18 protein-coding genes are annotated in these 19,543 nt (G+C 67.0%); 6 read left to right on the top strand and 12 right to left on the bottom strand.

Annotated features, from left to right (window positions below):
- Positions 1-31: 31 nt before the first annotated feature.
- The gene (locus LK539_RS12240; protein WP_227801203.1) at positions 32-1,282 is read left to right on the top strand and encodes an RtcB family protein; all 1,251 of its coding nucleotides are present in this window, start codon (positions 32-34) and stop codon (positions 1,280-1,282) included.
- On the opposite strand, the gene LK539_RS12235 is transcribed toward LK539_RS12240, so the two are convergent.
- From LK539_RS12235 to LK539_RS12225, 3 genes are all read right to left on the bottom strand, one after another.
- Positions 1,254-1,901 carry an HAD hydrolase-like protein gene (locus tag LK539_RS12235; protein WP_227801202.1) on the bottom strand — a complete coding sequence of 216 codons (648 nt, stop codon included), beginning with the start codon at positions 1,899-1,901 and terminating at the stop codon, positions 1,254-1,256. The two genes, LK539_RS12240 and LK539_RS12235, sit on opposite strands and share 29 nt — an antisense overlap.
- Before the next feature lie 61 nt (positions 1,902-1,962).
- Positions 1,963-2,703 carry an SDR family oxidoreductase gene (locus tag LK539_RS12230; RefSeq protein ID WP_227801201.1) on the bottom strand — a complete coding sequence of 247 codons (741 nt, stop codon included), beginning with the start codon at positions 2,701-2,703 and terminating at the stop codon, positions 1,963-1,965.
- Between the two features lie 83 nt (positions 2,704-2,786).
- Positions 2,787-3,584, bottom strand: coding sequence for an MBL fold metallo-hydrolase (locus tag LK539_RS12225; RefSeq protein ID WP_227801200.1), 798 nt, complete (start codon positions 3,582-3,584; stop codon positions 2,787-2,789).
- A gap of 90 nt (positions 3,585-3,674) precedes the next feature.
- On the opposite strand from LK539_RS12225, the gene LK539_RS12220 reads away from it, so the two are divergent.
- Complete coding sequence (locus LK539_RS12220; RefSeq protein ID WP_227801199.1) at positions 3,675-4,646, top strand: GlxA family transcriptional regulator; 972 nt, start codon at positions 3,675-3,677, stop codon at positions 4,644-4,646.
- A gap of 18 nt (positions 4,647-4,664) precedes the next feature.
- On the opposite strand, the gene LK539_RS12215 is transcribed toward LK539_RS12220, so the two are convergent.
- The 7 genes from LK539_RS12215 to blaOXA all read right to left on the bottom strand — a co-directional run bounded on the left by LK539_RS12215 (position 4,665) and on the right by blaOXA (position 12,988).
- The gene (locus LK539_RS12215) at positions 4,665-5,129 is read right to left on the bottom strand and encodes an MSHA biogenesis protein MshP (protein ID WP_227801198.1); all 465 of its coding nucleotides are present in this window, start codon (positions 5,127-5,129) and stop codon (positions 4,665-4,667) included.
- Entirely contained in the window at positions 5,126-5,968 is an 843-nt protein-coding gene (locus LK539_RS12210; protein ID WP_227801197.1) for a prepilin-type N-terminal cleavage/methylation domain-containing protein, read from the bottom strand. The genes LK539_RS12215 and LK539_RS12210 overlap by 4 nt, the downstream gene beginning before the upstream one ends.
- Positions 5,965-6,441, bottom strand: coding sequence for a prepilin-type N-terminal cleavage/methylation domain-containing protein (locus LK539_RS12205; RefSeq protein ID WP_227801196.1), 477 nt, complete (start codon positions 6,439-6,441; stop codon positions 5,965-5,967). The genes LK539_RS12210 and LK539_RS12205 overlap by 4 nt, the downstream gene beginning before the upstream one ends.
- Complete coding sequence (locus LK539_RS12200; protein WP_227801195.1) at positions 6,431-6,886, bottom strand: Tfp pilus assembly protein FimT/FimU; 456 nt, start codon at positions 6,884-6,886, stop codon at positions 6,431-6,433. Before LK539_RS12200 ends, LK539_RS12205 begins: the two co-directional genes overlap by 11 nt.
- Complete coding sequence (locus LK539_RS12195; RefSeq protein ID WP_227801194.1) at positions 6,883-9,921, bottom strand: polymer-forming cytoskeletal protein; 3,039 nt, start codon at positions 9,919-9,921, stop codon at positions 6,883-6,885. The genes LK539_RS12200 and LK539_RS12195 overlap by 4 nt, the downstream gene beginning before the upstream one ends.
- A 108-nt stretch (positions 9,922-10,029) precedes the next feature.
- A complete protein-coding gene (leuA, locus tag LK539_RS12190; protein WP_227801627.1) occupies positions 10,030-11,712 on the bottom strand; it encodes a 2-isopropylmalate synthase in 1,683 nt (560 codons plus the stop codon).
- Between the two features lie 490 nt (positions 11,713-12,202).
- On the bottom strand, positions 12,203-12,988 hold the full coding sequence (gene blaOXA / locus LK539_RS12185; protein ID WP_227801193.1) for a class D beta-lactamase: 786 nt from the start codon (positions 12,986-12,988) through the stop codon (positions 12,203-12,205).
- Between the two features lie 316 nt (positions 12,989-13,304).
- Between blaOXA and infA the strand changes: the two genes are divergently transcribed.
- The 3 genes from infA (at position 13,305) to LK539_RS12170 (ending at position 16,693) form a co-directional block, all read left to right on the top strand.
- A complete protein-coding gene (gene infA / locus LK539_RS12180) occupies positions 13,305-13,568 on the top strand; it encodes a translation initiation factor IF-1 (protein ID WP_227801192.1) in 264 nt (87 codons plus the stop codon).
- A gap of 97 nt (positions 13,569-13,665) precedes the next feature.
- Positions 13,666-14,847 carry a fatty acid desaturase gene (locus LK539_RS12175; protein WP_227801191.1) on the top strand — a complete coding sequence of 394 codons (1,182 nt, stop codon included), beginning with the start codon at positions 13,666-13,668 and terminating at the stop codon, positions 14,845-14,847.
- Between the two features lie 193 nt (positions 14,848-15,040).
- Complete coding sequence (locus tag LK539_RS12170; protein ID WP_227801190.1) at positions 15,041-16,693, top strand: ATP-binding domain-containing protein; 1,653 nt, start codon at positions 15,041-15,043, stop codon at positions 16,691-16,693.
- On the opposite strand, the gene LK539_RS12165 is transcribed toward LK539_RS12170, so the two are convergent.
- Positions 16,683-17,621 carry a PHB depolymerase family esterase gene (locus tag LK539_RS12165; RefSeq protein WP_227801189.1) on the bottom strand — a complete coding sequence of 313 codons (939 nt, stop codon included), beginning with the start codon at positions 17,619-17,621 and terminating at the stop codon, positions 16,683-16,685. The two genes, LK539_RS12170 and LK539_RS12165, sit on opposite strands and share 11 nt — an antisense overlap.
- A 184-nt stretch (positions 17,622-17,805) precedes the next feature.
- Here LK539_RS12165 and LK539_RS12160 point away from each other — a divergent pair, with 184 nt between their 5' ends.
- Positions 17,806-18,909, top strand: coding sequence for a hypothetical protein (locus LK539_RS12160; protein WP_227801188.1), 1,104 nt, complete (start codon positions 17,806-17,808; stop codon positions 18,907-18,909).
- Between the two features lie 32 nt (positions 18,910-18,941).
- Here LK539_RS12160 and LK539_RS12155 read toward each other — a convergent pair whose 3' ends face one another.
- Positions 18,942-19,442, bottom strand: a complete 501-nt coding sequence (locus LK539_RS12155; protein WP_227801187.1) for a hypothetical protein — start codon at positions 19,440-19,442, stop codon at positions 18,942-18,944.
- Between the last annotated feature and the right edge of the window lie 101 nt (positions 19,443-19,543).

Raw genomic sequence — 19,543 nt, 5'->3', positions numbered from 1 at the left:
ATGCTTTCCCGATTTGCGCGAAGATAGGTCCATGAAACAGCACCGCACTGAAACAGAGTTCGAACTGCTGTCGCCCGAGGGCGGCAAGCCGGTCAAGATGTGGACGCAGGGCGTCCCGGTCGAGCTTGAGGCGAAGGAGCAGCTGCAAAAGCTGGCGCAACTGCCTTTCGTGTTCCACCACGTCGCCGTGATGCCCGATGTCCACGTCGGCAAGGGCTCGACCATCGGCAGCGTGATCCCGACCCTGGGCGCCGTGATCCCGGCCGCGGTCGGCGTCGACATCGGCTGCGGCATGATGGCGGCCAAGACCACGCTGCGCGCATCCGACCTGCCCGACAACCTGTCCGGCCTGCGCAGCGCCATCGAGCAGGCGGTGCCGCACGGCATGTCGCCCAAGATCCGCAACAACAAGGGCAGCCGCGATGTCGGCTCCTGGAACAACCCGCCGCCGCCCGTCGATGCCGGCTGGGCCAAGCTCAAGGACGAGTTCGATGCCATCTGCCGCAAGTACCCGAAGCTGCGCGGCTCCAACCACTACAAGCACCTGGGAACGCTAGGCAGCGGCAACCACTTCGTCGAGGTCTGCCTGGATGAGGAAGGCGCGGTCTGGGTGATGCTGCATTCCGGCTCGCGCGGCGTCGGCAATGCCATCGGCACCCACTTCATCGAGCTGGCGCGCCAGGACATGCGGCGTCACCAGGTCAACCTGCCGGACCAGGACCTGGCCTACCTGAAGGAAGGCACCCAGCACTACGACGATTACGTGGAAGCGGTGGGCTGGGCGCAAAAGTTCGCGCGCATCAACCGCGAGGTGATGATGCACAACGTGATCCGCGCGATGCGCGAAGTGATCCCCAAACCCTTCGAGACGCACGTAGAGGCAGTCAATTGCCACCACAACTATGTGCAGAAGGAGAAGCACTTCGGCAAGGACGTATTCGTCACGCGCAAGGGCGCGGTGTCGGCCCGCGAAGGCGAGCTCGGCATCATCCCGGGATCGATGGGCGCGAAGAGTTTTATCGTGCGCGGCAAGGGCAACCCGGAAAGTTTCAACAGCTGCAGTCACGGCGCCGGCCGCATCATGAGCCGCACCGAGGCCAAGCGCCGTTTCACCAGGGCGGACATGGAGCGCGCCACGCAAGGTGTGGAATCGCGCAAGGACGAAGGCGTGATCGACGAGATCCCGATGGCCTACAAGGACATCGACGCCGTCATGCGTGCGCAGCGCGACCTGGTGGAGGTGGTGCACACCCTCAAGCAGGTGGTGTGCGTAAAGGGTTGAGGATGTGCAGCAGTTCGGCCGGGCTGCCGAACTCGCGCTCCGGGCCGCTGCGCCGCAGCGCCTCGATCGGGGCATAGCCCCAGCTCACCGCGCCGAAGGCCACGCCGGCCTTGCGCGCAGCCTCGGCGTCCATCGCCTGGTCGCCCACGTACAGGGCGTGGCCGGGCGGGACCGAGGCCCGTTTCACCACCTTGCGGATGCGTCCGGCCTTGCCGAAGATCGACATCCCGCATTCGTAGTGCCCGAACAGGCTGCTGAGCTGCGGGCCCAGCACCAGCCGCACGTTCTGCTCCGAGTTGGATGACACGATGGCCAGCCGCACCCCCTCGCGGTCGAGCTCGCGCAGCGCCTCGCCCACGCCTTCGAACAGCGGGATGTGCGCCGCGTTCTCGCGCATCAGGCCGATGAAGCTGCGCGAGGCCAGCGGCAGCTTCCAGGCCGGCATGCCGACATGGCGCATGATGGCGCGGGTGTCGTGGTGGCGCAGGTGCTGGGCCTCGTCCGCGCCGACACGCCGGAAGCCGTGCTCGTCCGCGATCTGGTTGAACACGCTGATGAAGAAGGGGAAGGAGTCGGCCAGCGTGCCGTCGAAGTCGAAGATGGCGAGGCGGTAGGACATGGGCAGGAGCGTGCGCTTGGATAGGGCCGGTCATTATAAGACCAGCCCTGGCCCTAACCGTTCAGATCGTGCCGCCGTTGGCGCGCAGCACCTGGCCGTTGATCCAGCCCGATTCCTCGCTCACCAGGAAGGACACGATGCGCGCGATGTCGCCCGGCTCGCCCAGGCGCTCGAGCGGCGGCATCTTGGCGAAGCCGTCGATCTGTTCCTGGGTCTTCCCTGAAAAGAACAGCTCGGTCGCCACCGGCCCAGGCGCCACCGTGTTCACGCGGATGCGGCGCCCGCGCAGCTCCTTGGCGAACACGCCCGTCATCGCTTCCACCGCCGCCTTGCTGGCGCTGTAGATGGCATAGCCGGGCAGTTTCATGGCCAGCACCGTGGTCGAGAAGTTGACGATGCGCCCGCCGTCGTTCAGGCGTTGCGCCGCTTCGCGCAGGGTGTTGAAGGTGCCCTGCACGTTGATGGCGAAGGTCTGGGCGAACAGCTCGTCCGAGGTCTCGGCCAGCGGCATGGTCTTCAGCACGCCGGCATTGTTGACGAGCACGTCGACCTTGCCCAGCTCGCGTTCGGCCGTATCGAACATCGCGCGCACTTCGTCGGCATTGGCGACGTCGGCCTTGACCGCGATGGCCGAGTGGCCGGTGGCGTGCAGGGTCGCCACCACGCGCCGGGCCTCGGCTTCGTTGCTGGCGTAGTTGACGACCACCTGGTAGCCGTCTTCTGCCAGGCGCTGGGCAAGGGCGGCGCCGATGCCGCGCGAGGCGCCGGTGACGATCGCAACCGGCCGTTGGTCCTGGTTCATGCTTCCTCCTGTGGGGTGAATGGATGGCTGCATGATGAACCATTATCTGAAAAAGATAATTAGCTGCTGGGCGGCAAGATTATTCATCTTTGTTTAACAATGTTTGTCGCGAATGACAGTGTTTCACCATCCTCCGGCACCAGCAGGCGTTCGCTCACCCCTTCCTGTACCGCTGCAGCGAACAGTTCCCAGCGCGTGACGGGGCAGTGGCTCAGCGCTTCCAGGTGGTTCGCCACCACCGCTCCGCGCGTTGCTTGCAGCAGGCGGATCAGGTCACGAACCCCCATGATGATCTCGTGCCCGAGGTCGAAGCGTGCGCCACCTGCCGGGGCCACGCACACCTCGGGCTGGTGGCGTGCCAGCGCATCGAGTACCTGGCTGGTCAGAATGGTGTCGCCGGTCAGGTAGAGCGTGGGCTCGCCCGGCATCTCGATGACGTAGCCGACGCCATGCTCCATCAGCAGTCCCACCACGCCGCGTCCATGGCGGCAGGGCACCGTCGTCACGCGCCCGTCCAGGAAGGGCTGGGCCACGTGGTCGTCGCGGCTCAAAGGCTGCACGTTCAGGCCGCGCCGGCGCAGGTAGTCCGCATCGTGCGGCGTGCAGATCACCGGGATGTCGCGCTCGCGCAGCCAGCGCGTGGCGGCGCGGTCGAGGTGGTCGAAGTGACCCTTCTGGCAGTGCGTGATCAGGCAGTGCGTGACCGTCTCCAGTAGCGCGTCCGCTCCGACAGGCAGCCCGACCACAGGGTTGTGTTCACAGCCGCCGCCCAGACGCAGTGGCGGCAGGGCCCCCTCGGGCGCCAGCATCGGATCGACCAGGATGCGGTAGGGACCGAGTTCGACGATGACAGTGGCGTTGCGCAGCTGGGTGATTTTCATGGAGATCCCTTGAACAATGATGCGCTATTGTCAACGGCGGCGCGGACTGATTAAATGGCGGGAAATGACAACAACAATCCATTTCTTGCCATGAAACCGCTATCCCTTCGTATCGGCCTGCTGCTCTACCCGGGCTGCATGCCGGCAGGCCTGCTTGCCTTCGCGGACCTGCTGCACGCGGCGAATATCCTCGCCGGCCGCGCCCAGTTCGAGACGCTGTTCGTGGGCGTCGACGCAGGCCATGTGGACTGCGCCCATGGCCTGCGCCTGGAAGCGCAGGCGCCGCTTGCCGCCGCCGGCCTGGACGCGCTACTGGTGCCCGGCTTCTGGGCGGAGTCCGCAGCCCGGGTCGATGCCGCGCTGGCCGACAACCCGGGCCTGGTCGAGGCCATCGCGCGCCTCGGCAAGGCGGTCATGGTCTGGAGTTACTGTACCGGCGTGGTGCTCGCGGCCGCCGCGCGCCGCCTGGACAGGCAGCCCGCGACTGTGACCTGGTGGCTGGGCGACGCCGTGCGCGAACGCTTTCCGCGCGTTGACTGGCAAATCGAACGCGCCAGCGTGTTCAATGCCCGCAGCGCGAGCGCCTCCGGCGTGAACGGCTACCTGCCGATCGCCCAGGCTTTTATCGAGGAGCGCCTGAGCATCGATGCCTACCGCGACCTGACCCGCCTGATGGTGCTGCCGCGCCCCGGACGGACGCACCAGGCGTTTCAGGGCGTGAGCATGATCGGGCAGCAGGGAAGGCTGATGCAGCGCCTGTACCAGGTGGCGGAACGGATGCCGGCGACCGAGGCGACGCTGGCACGACTCGCGGCGGAACTCGGCACCACTGAACGCACGCTGGCGCGCAAGGTGGGCCTGGCGGCCGCGATGCCGGCGGCGAGCTGGGTGCGGCGCATCAAGCTGAACCAGGTCAGCGAGCGCCTGATCCACACGGCGGCGCCGGCCAGCTCCATCAGCGCCGACCTGGGCTTCGCCAGCGATGCCGGCATGCGCCGCATGTTCAAGGAACTCACCGGGATGACGACGGCGCAGTACCGCCAGCGCTTCGGCATGAACTGAGCAGCCGCCACTGAATGCTCAGCACAGACCCGCGGTCCCCATCACGCAGGTGGTGGCCACGCGGCGCCGCTCGACGTAGTCGGGGCGGGTGACGTTCGCCGCAGTCCGGTCGGGGCAGGGGCCGCCGCCGTTGCAGGCGACCGCTTCCAGTTGCACCATGCGCTTCTCCAACCGGTTGCCGGCGCTGTCCTCGCCTTCGTTGAAGCTATTCGAAGTGCAGGTCACGGTGACCCGGAAGCCGCTGTCGGCGACGAAGTCGTTCAGCGTGGTCTCGCCATTGCAGGCGCCGTTGCGCAGCTGGAAGAAGCCCCACTCGATGCCGCCGCGCGCCGCCAGGCCGGCGCGTGCGCCGAGCAGGGCGCTGTTGACGGTGTTCTGCTGGGTGCCCGACAGGCGCAGCAGGGCGACGCACACGAGGGCCACCACGATCAGCAGCACCACCGCGGCAATGTAGGCAAAGCCGGATTGACGGATGCGCATCATGGCACGTTGCTCACGTGGGCGCCCAGCGTCAGCGGCACCGATTCGCCGCCGTCGGCCAGGGTCAGCTGCAGCTGCACGAAGCCGCTCTGCTGGGTCGCGCCCTGGTTGGGCGAATAGATGAATTCGCAGCTGGCTACGTTCGAGGCCAGCAGCGGAGAATCCGCCGGCACGGCGCAGCTCTGGACCGCGGCGATGGGGCGGGTGACCCGGTGCAGCGTGCCCTGGCCGCGGCCGCCCACCAGTCCCGCGCCGGTGCACACATAGCTCACCGCCTGCTCGCCGCCCGGCACCACGACGAAGCGCCCGTCCTCGTAGCCGAAGGGGATGCGGGTTGCCGTCACCCTCAGGCGGTGCACGCCTCTCCAGGTGTCGGCGCCGGTGTGGTCGAGGACCTCGGTGATGGTGGAGACGTTGGTCCTGCCGTACACGTCGCCCGGATTCTGGTTGCCGATCACGACCAGGTCGTTCGGCGCCGGGCGCGTGGTGAACGGCGTCATCACGTCGAACTCGGTCACGGCGCTGTCGTAGTCGAGCGAGGCCTCGCCGCCGGTTTTGGTGACGTCCGGTCCGGCGCGGAAGCGACCGCCGTCGATGGTCGGCACCAGCTCCAGGCATTGGGCATTGGCCAGCCGCAGCGAGTTCGGCACCGCGGCGCGCACTTCGGTAACGATGCGGCGCAGCGCCGTATTGGCCTGGTCGGTCAGCGCGGCGCGCTTGCCCACCGCCAGGTAACCCAGGATCGTCGGGCGCAGCTGCATCGCGAAGATCCCGCCGATGACGCCCACCAGTACGATCACGATGATCAGCTCCACCAGGGTGAAGCCGCGTTGCCGCCTCATGTCCATGGCCTGGTCCTCCATCCGGTCAGCGTCAGCTGCTGCGTCCCGTTGGTGACGGTGACGGTTACGCGCAAGGCGTCGCCGGCGGCCACGCCGGTCAGGGCCACTTCGTTCACGCGCACGCTCACGCTGTAGCGCTCCAGGCCGGCGATGGCGACACCCTCGACGTCGCGGATGCCGGTGCTGGCGTAGCCGGGACTGGCGTCGTCGATGTTGTCGAAGTCGCGCAGGTCGTTGAACTGGGCCCGGGTCGGCGTCGCTACCTCATCGGGGACGTTGTCGTAGGGTTTGAGCAGGACTTCTTCCATCATGCTCTCGCCGATGGCCAGCATCTGCTGCGTGATCACCGGATCGACGCTGGCCCGGTTGGCGCGCGTGAAGGCTGCCACCAGGCCGCCCAGCGCGGCGCTGACGATGACGATCGCAATGATCAGCTCGACCAGGGTGACCCCGGCCATGCGCCTACTGAACATAGCCGGTGCTCCCCTCGAACACGATCGTACGGCGCGCATTGCCGTTCAGGCTGACCACGACATTGCCGCGCACCGGGTTGCGGCCCGCCGTGTCGCTGGTGATCAGGCCGTTCGGCTGGAAGAACAGGGTGTGGGTCGATGCCGCCACGCCGCCGGCGTCCGTGGCGTAGCTGTCGCCGAGCGCGATGGGGCAGGCGCCCTCGTTCGGCTCGCGCGCCTGCGTCAAGGTGATCGCGGTCGCCGCCACGTCCACGCACACCAGGCGGCGGCGCGCGACCGCGGTCTTCTGCGCGGTGCGCAGGGCGCTCACGACCTCGTCGCCGAAGGCGGCAGCGGCAAAGCTGTTCTCGCCCATGAGTTTCGGCACCCCGATCGCGGCGACCACGCCGATCAGCACCATCACCATCACCAGCTCGACCATCGTGAAGCCGCGCGCCGCCTTCAATTGAACACCTCGCGCACGTGGATGATGCGGCGGTTCTCCGGCGTGTAGACGCCGAAGGTGGCGCGCCCGGACGGATCGCGCGCCATGGTGGTGCCGCAGCCGGTGACGACGGGGCGCAGCCAGGGGATGCCGGCGCCCGGGGCCGTATTCAGGCCGGTGCCGATGGTGGTGCCGATGCAGCTGTTGTCCATCATCGAGTTGCCGAGGTTGACCGCGATCTCGACCGGCCCCGGGCCGCCCGCCGTGACGCGCAGATCGAAAGCGGTCGCGCCGTTCGCCAGCTTGAGCTTGCCGGGATGGCCGGGCTCGATGGGATAGGCTGGCAAGATCGTCATGCCCGACACGGTGGGCTTGAGGGCAATGGTGGACTGCGGGATGAGCGTGTACACGTCATCGCTGTTGAGCAGCCAGCTCTTGCCGGTCCAGTACTCGGCGGTCAGGGGAATCGTCAGGCTCGTCTTCAGGCCGCCGAAGCGGCTGCCGATGCGCAGGCGGCCGGTGCGGATCAGGGGGGTCGCGGCTTCGGCCGACGCGGGGACGGAGGAAGATACGTCGGCCCCGTCGGTCTTGCCGTTGCTGGCGCGCAGGCGGATCCGGGTGGGGGCGCTCGGCCAGGCGCTGAAGGTGTATGCCGGCTTGTGCGGGGCGACGCCGTTCTCGAACTTGTCCGCTGCGATCTTCGCATTGGCCAGCCCGCCCGGAGCGGTCGCGAAGGCATTGCCGTCCTTGTCGTTCGCCGTGAGGGTGACTTCTTCGCTCAGCTTCAGCGCCGTCGCATAGTTGGACGTCACCACGCCGGCCTTGTTCATGGCGCTGACCCGCAAGGGGAAGGGCTCGCCCGAATAATAGAAGCTGCGGGCATCGGCCAGCTCGACCTGGAAATAGGCCGGAATGAAGGGGCCTGCCTTGCCGCTGCATTGTCCGACTTCCGCCGTGCTGCTGGCGACGTTCAGCCCGGAGCCGAGGAAATTCGACAGGCTGGCCTTCAGGTCGATGTTGCCGACGTCGGACCACGCCGCGCTGAAGGAGGCGACCCCCTTGGCGAAGGCGGGCGAGGCGGACGCCAGGGTGCCCAGGCTGCCGCCCTGCAGGTGGCAGTCGACGCCGAGCGCCACGACATGATTCTGCGCCCCCGCACCGAGCAGGCCGGCGGTGTCGAAGTTCTGCGTGGTCGCGCCGGCGACGTTGCGCGCCGTGAGCTTCAGGGCAAAGTCGGCGCCGGCGCGGATGATCCCGCCGGCCGGCTCGATCAGGAAGGAGGCGGGGGCGGTGACGAGCGAGCCTGTGCCGTTGACCGTGCCTTTCTCGGTGGTCAGGGTGGCGTTCAGCTGGACTTCTCCGGCATCCAGGTACTTGATTGCCAGCTCCGCGCTGCCGTTAGCCCCGAAGGCCGTGCTGACCGCCTTCGGATCCGCAGTGACGCCGGAGGCCTCGCAGGACAGGGACTTGTCGCCGAGGGCCAGCGCCAGCGTGCCGGTCTTCGGCTTGCTGTAGTTGCAGCGGTACTGCACGTCGTGGGTGGTGTTCTGGAGCGCGGCAACGCACGCGGTCTTCTCGTCGTTCGGCTTGACCGCCTCGATCAGCGCCTTGATGCCGCTCGTGCCCGCCGCATGCGCGGGAACCGTCAGCTTCAGCTTGGTGCCGCCGCTGAAGTTCATGCTGCAGCTGTTCGTATTGTTGTTGGGGCGGTAGCAGGCGGTGGGCAGGGTGGTGTTGCCGACAACAAGGTCCACCGAGCCGGCGACGAAACGGGTGGCGTTGACGACCACCGAGCCGGTATTGGCGCCGATGGTGAAACCGTCGCCGAACAGCGAACCCGTTACAGTGCCGGCGTAATGCGGCGCGGTACAGGTCTCGTTGGCGCAGGCGGTAATCGTGACCTTTTCCGGCACGCAGGTGTCGCCTGCGCCGTCGTGGGTGATCAGGAAGTGGTGCGGCCCCTTGGGCGCAGGGCCCTCGCAGCGCGGCCCGTTCGCGGTGTTCACCGCGTAGCCGCTGTTGTTGGTCACGCAGTCGCACTTGCCCACGGCCGTGCCGTTCTTGCAGTAGATGATGCCGGTGACCCGCCCCTGCGATTCCAGCGTCGCCCAGTTGACCCGCGCGTTGCCGGTGATGATGGCGTTGGAACTCTGCAGCACCAGGTCGCCGGTATCGACGTTGCCCGTGACGCTATTGCCCGAACCGATGCTCATGCTCTTGGTGGCGGTCACCGGGCCCGTCACCTTGATGCCCGAGGCCTGCATGTCGAGGACGGCGGTGTTGATGCTGCCGGTGACGGTGCTGCCCGTCCCCATGGTCAGCGAGGTCGTGGCTGTAATGTCGCCGGTCACCTTGCTGTTCGAGGCCAGCATGTCGAACACCGGCGCGATGACGTGGCCCGTCACCGAGCCGCCGGAGGCCAGCGTGAACTTGCTGGTCGCCTTGACGTCGCCGGTGATCGTCACCGATGAGTCGGTGGTCACGACCGTACCGCTGACGTTGCCGGTAATGCGCGAGGAAGAGCTGATGTTGACCACACCCTTGGACGTCACATTGCCCGCGATGGTGACGCGGTCGGTGCCCAGCTGGACGGCGCCGGCGGAGATGTTGCCGGTGATGGTCTGGGCCAGGGCGCCCATGGAGAAGGTGCCGCCCACCTCGATGTCGCCGCCGGACACCTTCAGGTTGGCCGGATTGACGCCCTTGATGTCCAGGTTGCCCGTCACGATGAGTTTGGCGTTATTGCCCATCGTGAGACCCTGGTTATAGGTGACGGTGACGTTGTTCGTGACCTTCAGGGTGTAGTTGTTGCCGATGATGACCGAATCGTTCCATTCCAGGTAGGCCGGGTACGGACAGGTGTAGACCTTTTCCTTCTCCGCCAGGGTGCAGGTGTAGACATCCTTGCCGGAGAACTCGTAGACCGTTGCCTGCGCCAGACCGGGCCCCAGCAGCCCCACCAGCATGGCCAGCACCGGCAGCCAGCGCCCCAATGCGCGGCGGCGGCGCATAGCGCCGCCGGCGAAGAAGAGGGCGAACAAGGGCGGAAAGGACACGGCTCTGCCTGCGTCAAAGCATCGATGTCCGAAGTGTGCATCAGATAGAGGATTGCAACAACGAATTTTTCGCTAAAGCAACACTTATATTACAACGCTGCAACACTCTCAGGCGGCGATCGCCGTTTCTCCCGTGCCGGCCACCGCCAGGTGGCGGTTCACCGCCGACAGCACCGCGCGGAACGAGGCGGTCAGGATGTTGCTGTCGATGCCCACGCCGAACATGGTCTGGCCACTGCCCACGCGCAGCTCGACGTAGCAGGCGGCGCGCGCATCGGCGCCGCGGCCGATCGCATGCTCGTGGTAGTCCATCACGCGCACGTCCAGGCCGAGCGCATTCACGAATGCGTCGATCGGGCCGTTGCCCTTGCCCTCGAGGGCCTGCTGCACCTGGTGGCGCGCCAGGTTCAGGGAAATCTGCACGCCGTGCGCGCTGTCTTCCGTCATGCGGTGCGCGACGTAGTTGTACGGGCTGTCCTGCTCCAGGTATTCGCGCGAGAACAGGGCGTGGATGTCGGCGGCGGCGATTTCGCGGCCGGTGGCGTCGGCCATCTGCTGCACCGCGCGCGAGAACTCGATCTGCAGGCGGCGCGGCAGCTCCAGGCCATACTCCTGCGCCAGCAGGTAGGCCATGCCGCCCTTGCCGGACTGGCTGTTGACGCGGATGACGGCGTCGTAGCTGCGGCCCAGGTCGGCCGGGTCGATCGGCAGGTAGGGCACTTCCCAGATCGCGTCGGGCTTTTGCACCGCGAAGCCCTTCTTGATGGCGTCCTGGTGCGAGCCGGAGAAGGCGGTGAACACCAGGTCGCCCGCGTACGGATGGCGCGGGTGCACCGGCAGCTGGTTGCATTCCTCCACCAGCTGGCGCACCGCGTCGATGTCCGAGAAATCGAGGCCCGGGTCGATGCCCTGGGTGTAGAGGTTCATCGCCAGGGTCACCAGGTCGACGTTGCCGGTGCGTTCGCCATTGCCGAACAGGCAGCCTTCGACGCGGTCGGCGCCCGCCATCACGGCCAGCTCGGCCGCGGCCACCGCGGTGCCGCGGTCGTTGTGCGGGTGCACGCTGATGACGAGCGCATCACGGCGCTCGAGGTGGCGGCACATCCACTCGATCTGGTCGGCGTAGACATTGGGGGTGCTGGCTTCCACGGTGGAAGGCAGGTTGACGATCATCTTGTTGTCGACGGTCGGCTGCCACACGCTGCTGACCGCATCCACGATCTGCTTCGAGAAATCGAGCTCGGTGGTGGAGAAGGATTCCGGCGAATATTCCAGGCCCCACTGGGTCTGCGGGTGCTGCGCCACCAGTTCCTTGATCAACTGGGTGCCCTTGACCGCGATCTGCACGATCTCTTCGCGCTCCATGCCGAACACCACGCGGCGGAACACCGGCGCCACCGAGTTGTAGACGTGGACGATGGCTTTCTTTGCCCCGGCCGCGGACTCCACCGTGCGGCGGATCAGCTCGTCGCGCGCCTGGGTCAGCACGATGATGGTCACGTCGTCCGGGATGCGTCCTTCGTCAACCAGCATGCGCACGAAGTCGAAGTCGGTCTGCGAGGCCGACGGGAAGCCCACCTCGATTTCCTTGATGCCGATCTTGACCAGCATCTCGAAGAAGCGCAGCTTCTTCTCCGGGCTCATCGGCTCGATCAGGGCTTGGTTACCGTCGCGCAGGTCGGTGCTCATCCAGATCGGCGGGCGGGTGATGCTGCGGCTTGGCCACTGGCGATCGGCGAGCGGGACGGCGGGGAAGGGACGGTATTTGGCGGCGGGGTTCTTCAGCATGATCGTTGGCTCCTGGTTGCATTGAAACGTGACACGAAGGCCCCGAACGGGGGCGCTAGTGCGGCGAGGGTTGCCGGACGGGCCGCGGGAACGCTAGGCCCGGCAACCGATCGCTAGCTTTAGCAGCAGGCGGACAAACGCGCGCGAACCGGACGGCAGGGTAATGCCGGAGGACTTGCTGGATGGTGCTTGGGTGGGAAACTGGAACATCGTGTCACTTCCTGGGCTGCGAGACTGCTTGTGGGAGCCGGCTTGTGGCCGGGTGTACGGCGAGGGTTACGCGCGTAGTAGCAGACCCAGCGCTAGCGCGCCGGTGGCAGGTAGGGAAATCGACAGATGCAGGTGGAAAGACATGCGATCCACTCTAAAAGAAGTGCGGACGGCATGTCAAGCGAAAATTTGTGCGTTGCGCAATGGATGTTCGTAGGGTGGGCGGCTGTGCCGCCCACGCAGTAGGCCCGGTCCGACCGCGTGGGCAGGAAACCTGCCCACCCTACTGCTTCTCGAGCAGCTTCGGCAGCTCCTTGATGAAGGCGTCGCGCACGCGCAACCCGGCGCGTCCGTTCTCGCGCTTGTCGTCCTGCACCAGGCGCGCGAATACCACGGTGCGCGTGCCGTTGGTGGCCCAGCCGACCAGCCAGCCGTGCGGCAGCGCACCCGGTTCCGAGCCGCTGCCGGTCTTGGCGTACAGCTCCCAGCCGTTGCGCAGCATGGGGTAGCGCATGATGGACGCCGTCATCTCGACAGCCTTGCGCGACACCGGCAGCGTACGGTTCACCAGCTTGCGCAGGAATACGGCCTGCTCGTCGGGCGAGATCTTCAGCGAACTGCTCAGCCAGGCCTCGGTCAATCCATCGTGCTTGCCGGGGTTGCCGGACGCATCGCGGTTGCCGTAGTCGAAGCGGTCCAGGTAGGACTGGAAACGCCCGGCGCCAAGGCGGGTCGTCACCTGCTGCGAATACCAGACCACCGACTGTTTCATCCAGGCCGCCGGGTCGGTCGCCGTGCGCCATTCCGGCAGCCAGTCCACGTAACCCTCGCGAAAAGGCAGCAGCGGCGTCTTCTCGTCGACCAGGATGCCGCTGTCGTAGCCCATCAGGCTGATCGCCACCTTGAAGGTGGAGGCGGGCGTGACGCGCTGCTCGCACTGGCCGTCGCGCACCAGCGTCTTGCCGCTGTCGGCATCGACCAGCAGGGTGCAGCGGATCGCGCCCTGGGCGGCTGCGGGAAGCGCGGCGCCGGCCACCAGCGCCAGCATGATCAGGGGTTTCAGGTGCATCGGGCCTCCATCAAAACGTGCAGTATAGCAACCGGCTCAAGGAGCCAAAACCGGCCCCTTTCTGCAGCGCATCGCCAACACTGGTATACTGGAGGCCTGTCGTCGAAGCAGCGCTTCCGACTTTCCCCCGGCCCCGTAGATGCAGAACGCGCTACGCCGCCGCCCAAGCCTCCACACCCGCCTTCCAATGCTGCGGGTTGCGCGCTTCCCTCTCTCCACCTGGTCTCGGTCGGGCCAGCATCAACATCAGCACAACGCCGCCAGGCTTCGCCAGCGGTGCGACCGACGTTTCATTAACGAATTAGGAGAAATGAGCATGGCCAAAGAAGAACTGATCGAAATGAATGGACTGGTTGCGGAAATCCTGCCGGAGCTGCGTTTTCGCGTGAACCTCGACAACGGTCACCAGTTGATTGCCTACACCTCGGGCCGCATGAAGAAGAACCACATCCGCATCCTGGCGGGCGACCGCGTCACCCTGGAAATGTCGCCGTACGACCTGAACAAGGGCCGCATCACCTTCCGCCACATCGAGAACCGCGGTCCCACCGGCCCGCGTCCGGCCCCGCGCCGCCGCTAAGCCTCAGGGCGTGCGCGCCTCCAGCCTGTGCAAGGCAGGCGCGCGCTTCTCCGCGGGGAAGCGCGCATACTAGCCGTTCTGGCTAGGGAGGCAACTGATGGAAATCGTCTTGCGTTTCCTGGCCGATGGGCTCACCGGCGCATCGGCTTTTGGCATCCTGATCTACACCCTGTTGGCGACGCATGTGACCATCGTCGCCGTCACTGTCTACCTGCACCGTCACCAGGCGCACCGCGCGCTCTCGCTGCACCCTGTGGTGGCCCACTTCTTCCGATTCTGGCTGTGGCTGACCACCGGCATGGTGACGCGCGAATGGGTCGCCATCCACCGCAAGCACCACGCCCACTGCGAACGCCCGGGCGACCCGCACAGTCCGCGCCAGGCAGGCCTGTCCACCGTGCTGCTGCGCGGCGCCGAGCTCTACCGCACCGCCAGCCGAGACCATGAAGCGATCTCCCGCTATGCCGCCGGCTGCCCGGACGACTGGATCGAGCGCCGCCTGTACAGCCGCTTCACCTGGCAGGGCGTGGGCCTGCTCCTGATCGTCGACGTCGCCTTGTTCGGCATCATCGGGCTGACGGTCTGGGGCGTGCAGATGCTGTGGATCCCGGTGCTGGCGGCGGGCGTCATCAATGGCGCCGGGCACGCGATCGGCTACCGCAACTTCGACTGCCAGGAAGCCGCGACCAACATCGTGCCGCTGGGCCTCCTGATCGGCGGCGAAGAGCTGCACAACAACCACCACACCTTCGCCACCTCAGCCAAGCTGTCCGTCAAATGGTATGAGTTCGATATCGGCTGGATGTACATCCGGCTCATGCAGTGGCTGGGGCTGGCCCGGGCGCGCCCGCTGCCGGCCGCGCCAGGCATCCGCTATCGCCACGCCCAGGTCGACGCGGCCACCCTGCGCGCCGTGCTGGGCAACCGCGCCCGGGTGATGGCGGCGCTGAATGCGCGCCTGAAACCCGTTTGGCGGAGAGAGCTGCGCAGCATCGCGCTGGCCAAAGGCTTCGATCGCAGGACGGCGCTGCGCCTGCTCAGCCGCGATCCGGGTTATCTCGATGGCGAGGAGCAGGGCCGGCTGGGCGGGCTGCTGGCGTCCAGCGACTACCTGCGCCGGGTGCAGGGCCTGCGCGAGCAGCTGGCGCAGCTGTGGCAGCGCTCGCTGGCCAGCGAGGAGCAGCTGATGGAGGCGCTTAGCGCCTGGTGCGCCCGTGCGGCGGAGGACAAGTGCGGGCGGATTCGTGCGTTTGCCGTGGAATTACGCGGATACGCGTAGCGTGGGCGGCTATGCCGCCCACGCGGTGATCACCACATGCTGATACGTCGTGCCGGTGCTGGCGCCTGTTGACCGCGTGGGTGTTCGTAATTCCAGGCATTGCCCGAAATTACCCCGCCCACCCTACAGTGCTGTTCATAACTGTGATCGGCTTTACAATGTTGTTAGTCTAAAAACAGGTGAGCGACGATCCATGGCCCATATCCATCCTGCCGGCTGGCGCGAGATGTCCGTCACCGGCGCCGCCGCACGTGAAATCGAGACCCTGGCGCTGCTCGAGAAGCGACTTTCGGACACGCCCTACGAGATCTACCACGGGGTCCACTGGACCAACGTCGAGCACGGCTTCTCGGCCTACGGCGACATCGACTTCATCATCGTGGCGCCCAACGGCCGCCTGCTGCTGATCGAGCAGATCGCCGGCTTCCTGAACGAGAGCAGGGATGGCCTGGTCAAGAACTACCAGGGCAAGCCGCGCAAGATCCGCCACCAGATCCTGCACACCATCGAAGGCTTCGCCAAGCGCTACCAGGGCGAGCTGTCGATCGACTACCTGCTGTACTGCCCCGACTACATCGTCAAGGACCCGCAGCAGGCCGGCATCGACCCCAGCCACATCATCGACGCCACCACCAAGGGCCGCCTGGGCGCGAAGATCCGCGAGATCCTGCCGCTGACGCCGCGCACCGAGGAGTTCGACCGCGTCACGCGCTACCTCGGCGACACCCTCAGCCTGCGCCCCGACCCGAGCTCGATGATCGGCTGCGCCACCCAGATGGTGACGCGCCTGTCCGGCGGCCTGGCCACCTGGGCGCGCCGGCTCGAATTCACCCCTTACCGCCTGCGCGTGATGGGCACCGCCGGCAGCGGCAAGACCCAGCTGGCGCTGGCCGAATACACGGCCGCCATCGACGCCGGCCTGCGCCCGCTCTACGTCTGCTTCAACCGTCCGCTGGCCGACCACATCGAGCGCCTGGTGCCCGCCGGCGGGCGCGTAGCGAACTTCCACGAGCTGTGCGACGCCTGGCTGCGCGCCCAGGGCAAGACGCCCGACTATGGCTCGCCGAACGTCTGGTCCGACATCGAGAGCGCGCTGGCCTCGGCCGACCTGCCCGAGACCTGGCAGTACGACGTCGTCATCATCGACGAGGGCCAGGATTTCTCGACCACCTGGCGCGACATCGTGCTGCGCATGTTGAAGGAAGGCGGGCGCGCCATCTGGCTGGAAGACCCGGACCAGAACCTGTACGGCAAGGAGTCGGTGCCGCTGCCCGGCTGGGTGGTGCTGCACTCGAACACCAACTACCGCAGCCCGCGCGAGGTGGTGCAGATGCTGGGCTCGATCGGCGCCGTCAGCCAGCCGGTGGAGGCGGGCAGCCCGTTCAAGGGCGCCGACATCGAAGAACTGACCTACCCGGAAGGCGACGTGGAGGCCATGCTGTCGCAGACCCGTCGCGCCGTGACCCTGTGCCTGGCCGCCGGCTTCGGGCGCCAGGACATCGCGATCTGCTCTTTCCGCGGGCGGGAAAAATCGGCCATCCTCAAGCTGGATAAGCTGAGCGACGCCCACACGCTGCGCTCCTTCACCGGCGCCTACGACCTGTTCGGGAATCCGGTGTTCCGCGAGGGCGGTCTGCTGGCCGAATCGGTGTACCGCTTCAAGGGCCAGTCGGCGCCGGCGCTGATCTTCACCGAGATCGACTTCGAGGAGATGGACGAGCTCACGCTGCGCAAGCTGTTCGTGGGCATGACGCGCGCACGCCTGAAGCTGGTGCTGGTGATGAGCGAGCGCGCCTCGGTGCAATTCCTCGACCGCATGAGCGGGGGCGGCGACATCAAGCTGTGAGCTGCGCCCCGGCGCGTTTATCGCGGAAGAACGCCCAGGCCGCTTCCGCCACCTCCAGGTCGGCGTTCTGCAGGCCGGTCAGCCAGTTGATGAAGCGCGGGTAGCGCTTCAGGCGGCTCGGTTCGGCGTGCCCGGCGCCGTCGATCCGGACCAGGCCGACCTGCATCCCGTCGGAAGAGCTTCCCCACATGAAGCGGGTGACGCTGGTCCGCCCGCGCGGGTCGCTGGCCTGCAGCTGCGTGACCTCGGGCGTATCCGGCAGGCCCGCCAGTTCGCGCCAGGCGTGCACGGAGTCCTCGATGCCGCGCACCGGCTCGATGAACCAGGGTGCGTACCAGTGCTTGCCGCCGTGGTAGGGGATCAAGGGGTCGGCCGTGCAGCCGAACACCAGCGCCGGCAGCGGCATGCTGGGGGCCGGGCTGCGGCCAGGCAGCGGCATCCCCGCCAGCACCACCGAGAACGCCGCCAGCCGCTGCGGGATCTCGACGGCTGCGCGGTAAGCCATCCAGCCGCCGCGCGACACGCCGATCAGGTAGACGCGGCCCGGGTCGACATCGTGATGGGCGATCGCATGGTCGATCAACGCTGCGATGAAGCCGACGTCGTCCTTGCGGGCCACGCGCGCGCTTGAGGCAAAGCAGTCGCTCCAGCCGCCCTTGCCGGCATCCGGCGCGATCACCACCAGGCTGTCGCGCGCTGCGATCTCGAGAAAAACGGACAGCGGCGATGGGGGATAGGCCTGTCCCAGCACCTGCTGCGCCGACGCACCGGCGCCGTGCAGCACCAGCACCAAGGGCCGTCCAGCGGGGCTTGTTCCTGCCGGCGTCGCGACCAGGTAGCGGCGCGCGCCTTCCGGACGTGCGAGCGTGGCCGCCGTTGGCACGAGGGCGGGCCCTGTGCCGCCGCTCGGGATTGCATCGTCGGGCATCGACGGTCCTTTGCTGGATGAAGGTGGCAGCATTGAACCACACCACTTTCCCCAGCGGACGAAAACCAGCACGAACATGCAGGATGCATCGCCAGGCTTGATTCATGCGCAGGACATGGGAATCCACGCCGCCGCCTCCAGCGTCCCGTGTTAGCATTTTGTGAATCGGATCCTGGAGAACCCAATGAAACAAGCGCCCACTGGCAAGCCCGCGCGCCCGCGCCTGAAGGTACTCGCCGCATCGGCACTGATGCTGCTGGTGGTAGCCTGCGGGGACCATCCGCCCAAGGAAGACGAGGACGACGACCCGGCGCCGCAACCGCAGCAGGCCATCAGCGTTGTCGCCGGCAGCGCCACGGACGCGGGCAGCACCAACGGCAGCGGCACGGCGGCGCGCTTCGACACCCCTACCGGCATCGCCATCGATGCCGCCGGCAACCTGTACGTGGCCGACACCGGCAACGATTCAATCCGCAAGATCACGCCGGCAGGCGCGGTCACCACGCTGGCCGGCGCCGCGGGCTCGAGCCAGTACATCGACGGCGCCGGCGACCGCGCGCGCTTCACCCAACCGTTGGCGCTGGCGATCAGCGCCAACGGCACTCTGTACGTGACTGACGACATGCGCATCCGCAGCGTGGCCAGCGGCACCGGCCAGGTGGCCACGTTTGCGACCATCCCCGTGGGCAGCAATGTCGCCGCGACCAGCATGCCGGCGATCACTCCAAAAGGCATCGCGGTCGACGCGCGCGATCACGTGCTGGTGACGAACGGCCTCAGCACGCGCCGCATCGCGGCGGGCTTTACGTCCATGCTGGAAGGCCCGGAAGTGGCCCAGGACCTGATGGGCACGCGCAACCCGGAAGCGCGCGGCATAGCGGCGGATGCCAGCAACAACGTCTACGTGTTCGACCTGCAGCGCCGAATCAGCCGCACCAACAATGCGCAGATCGGCGCCGTCAATGTCCTTAACCCGCTGGCCGGTTCGGCGAACGGGCGCGGCGGGGTCAACGGCACGGGAACCGCGGCCAGTTTCGAAGAGGTGGTGGCCATGACGGTGGACCCGCAGGGCAATGTCTATGCGGCCGACGCCGTCAACAACCTGGTGCGCAGGATCACCCCGGCGGGCGTCGTCACCACGGTGGCCGGCACCGCGCGCGCCGGCACGCTGCAGCCCGGGAACCTGCCGGGCAGCCTGGCGGCCATCCGCGGCATCACGACCGACGGCAAGGGCAACCTGTACGCCACCTCAGGCAACGCCGTCATCAAGATCAGGCTGCCGCAATAGCCAGGCACGGCAGGGCGGCGCCAGGGCGCTGGTCAGTGGCCGATGGCCGCGGTGGCCACGCCCTGCGCCACGCTGTTCTTGCTGGTCGTGGTGGTCAATGCGAACAGCGGCTTGCGCGGTGACTTATCAGTACTCCACTCGTAGGCGATGGTGCTCTTGACGCCGTCCGGCCCCTTGTCCGAGGTATTGCGCTTGCGTTCGGCGCGGAAGGGCGCGGGCGCCTTGCCCACGGTCTTCTCGAACATCGCCTGGGCTGTCGCGGCCGGCACTGTTTTGGCGTACAGCGCACACACGTTCTTGTCCGAATGGACGACCATGATGAACTGGCCGTGCTGGCTCGGCACCGACCAGGCGGCGCCCTTGGCGCCCTGCAGGAACATCGCCGCCGCTTCCGGCGGCAGCTGCGGGAAGGCCTTCAGCTGGTTGCGCAGGCCGTCGAAGTCGTGCAGGTACTTCAGGCAGTGCGAGGAATAGATGTTCATGAAGGCCGCGGCCTGCTGTTCGGGCGCGGCGATAGCGATGGTGGAAACCAAAATCCCTCCGAGTGTGGTGGCGGCTCGTTGAAGAAGACGCATGAGGTCGTGCTCCGGCTGGTAACTGGTGAGTCTTACTATAGCAACTCAGCTCTGGAATC

This window comes from Massilia sp. IC2-476 (genome assembly GCF_020707295.1).
In the GTDB taxonomy this organism is placed as follows: domain Bacteria; phylum Pseudomonadota; class Gammaproteobacteria; order Burkholderiales; family Burkholderiaceae_D; genus Telluria.
Note: the sequence above shows the minus strand (reverse complement) of the source record. Positions and strands in the feature narration are given on the sequence as shown.

Coding starts and splice junctions, on each gene's coding strand:
- LK539_RS12205 (WP_227801196.1), bottom strand. CDS start 6,441: ATGTTCAGTAGGCGCATGGCCGGGGTCACCCTGGTCGAGCTGATCATT.
- LK539_RS12210 (WP_227801197.1), bottom strand. CDS start 5,968: ATGAGGCGGCAACGCGGCTTCACCCTGGTGGAGCTGATCATCGTGATC.
- infA (WP_227801192.1), top strand. CDS start 13,305: ATGGCCAAAGAAGAACTGATCGAAATGAATGGACTGGTTGCGGAAATC.
- LK539_RS12235 (WP_227801202.1), bottom strand. CDS start 1,901: ATGTCCTACCGCCTCGCCATCTTCGACTTCGACGGCACGCTGGCCGAC.
- LK539_RS12175 (WP_227801191.1), top strand. CDS start 13,666: ATGGAAATCGTCTTGCGTTTCCTGGCCGATGGGCTCACCGGCGCATCG.
- LK539_RS12225 (WP_227801200.1), bottom strand. CDS start 3,584: ATGAAAATCACCCAGCTGCGCAACGCCACTGTCATCGTCGAACTCGGT.
- LK539_RS12230 (WP_227801201.1), bottom strand. CDS start 2,703: ATGAACCAGGACCAACGGCCGGTTGCGATCGTCACCGGCGCCTCGCGC.
- LK539_RS12220 (WP_227801199.1), top strand. CDS start 3,675: ATGAAACCGCTATCCCTTCGTATCGGCCTGCTGCTCTACCCGGGCTGC.
- LK539_RS12165 (WP_227801189.1), bottom strand. CDS start 17,621: ATGCCCGACGATGCAATCCCGAGCGGCGGCACAGGGCCCGCCCTCGTG.
- LK539_RS12170 (WP_227801190.1), top strand. CDS start 15,041: ATGGCCCATATCCATCCTGCCGGCTGGCGCGAGATGTCCGTCACCGGC.
- LK539_RS12215 (WP_227801198.1), bottom strand. CDS start 5,129: ATGATGCGCATCCGTCAATCCGGCTTTGCCTACATTGCCGCGGTGGTG.
- LK539_RS12240 (WP_227801203.1), top strand. CDS start 32: ATGAAACAGCACCGCACTGAAACAGAGTTCGAACTGCTGTCGCCCGAG.
- blaOXA (WP_227801193.1), bottom strand. CDS start 12,988: ATGCACCTGAAACCCCTGATCATGCTGGCGCTGGTGGCCGGCGCCGCG.
- LK539_RS12160 (WP_227801188.1), top strand. CDS start 17,806: ATGAAACAAGCGCCCACTGGCAAGCCCGCGCGCCCGCGCCTGAAGGTA.